This is a genomic window from Streptomyces sp. NPDC058653 (assembly GCF_042716895.1).
In the GTDB taxonomy this organism is placed as follows: Bacteria; Actinomycetota; Actinomycetes; order Streptomycetales; family Streptomycetaceae; genus Streptomyces.
Genome location: NZ_JBHXRM010000097.1, coordinates 1 through 1,233, shown reverse-complemented (window position 1 = coordinate 1,233; position 1,233 = coordinate 1). Strand labels below are relative to the sequence as shown.

Sequence of the window (1,233 nt, the reverse complement as noted above, 5' to 3'; positions counted from 1 at the left end):
CGGGCGTAGACGACGACGAACGCGTACCAGGCCACCAGGGCGGCGAGTCGAGCAATGAATCCCTTGGCACCGGCCAGGTTGCTGCTGGCGGGGGCTTCGGAACCGCGGACTACTCGGTGCTGGAGGCTGCTTGGCGCGCTGCCTTGGTCGCGTCGACGCGCAACTGCATCAGGTCGATCAGATCGAACCGCAGTGCTTCGACGATGGTCTCCATCGCCTTTTGCTGAGACAGCCCGGACGCGGACAGCGCATCGTCCCAGACCTTGCCCTGCTGCTCGTCGAGGCGAAACTTCCGCTGTTCCCTGTGTACCGGCATATGCCCATGATCCCATTTGGGACCACGTGTGACCACGCAGCATGTCGTAGGTCGGCCGGCCGCTGTCGGTGCTGGTGAGTTCGTCATTTTTGCCGTTCATCTCTGTTCCCGTCGCGGGTGTCGGTGCTATCGTTGGACCTAATGGTACCAACTAGAACCCTAAAGGGTCTAGCCTGGTCCCAGATTAGGACCAACTACCGAGGAGAACCCTCTGATGAGAACCACCATTTCCGCCCACATCGACCAGCCGGTCACCGAGACCGAGCCCGTTCCATACGCGCTGGTCAACGGCCCCGCGTTCGCGATCCAGCTGGCCAACGGCCGCCTCTACCGCGACGAGCACGCACACCTCCAGGACCCCGAGGGTGACCAGCCGACGATCTGGTACGCCGAGGACGCGGCCGAGATTCAGCGACAGCTCCTCGAGGTGCTGCTGGAGCTCTGGTACGGCATCGAGCCTTTCGCGGCGAACCTGAACGTGGTCCGCGTCGAACGGGACGCCGATGGCGAGTGGCGGGTGCACGCCCAGGCCACCGCCGAGCGCGGTAAGCGCCCGCTCGATCCCGACACCTACGAGCCCGCCGAGCTGACCTGCACCAGCACCGTGGACCTCACCATCGACCGGGCGCGACGGGTGATGCGCCAGCATCGCGCCTGCGCGGGGTCGATGCCGTGCCTGACCCGGGGCCGAGCGCGGGCGCTGCTCGCGCGGGAGGGCGTGATGCGGCTCAACCGCAAGGCGTCGGCGTGGCGTGGTCTCGCACTGCCCGAGACGGCGTGATGACGATGGCAACCCTTGGCTATCACGCACTCACTGACGAGTGGCTCGTAATCCCTTGGGAGTGCACCTATCCCGGCCGTCTGACCGAGGCCGAGTCAAGGAACGTCCTGGCCGAGCACGGCGAGCACCGCACTGA

Annotated in this window: 2 protein-coding genes; one reads left to right on the top strand and one right to left on the bottom strand. The window is 65.9% G+C overall.

Annotated features, from left to right (window positions below; genetic code table 11):
* Positions 1–109: 109 nt before the first annotated feature.
* Positions 110–316, bottom strand: coding sequence for a hypothetical protein (locus tag ACFWU9_RS36235; protein ID WP_378844276.1), 207 nt, complete (start codon positions 314–316; stop codon positions 110–112).
* 214 nt (positions 317–530) lie between these two features.
* On the opposite strand from ACFWU9_RS36235, the gene ACFWU9_RS36230 reads away from it, so the two are divergent.
* A complete protein-coding gene (locus tag ACFWU9_RS36230; RefSeq protein ID WP_378844275.1) occupies positions 531–1,097 on the top strand; it encodes a hypothetical protein in 567 nt (188 codons plus the stop codon).
* Positions 1,098–1,233 lie beyond the last annotated feature (136 nt).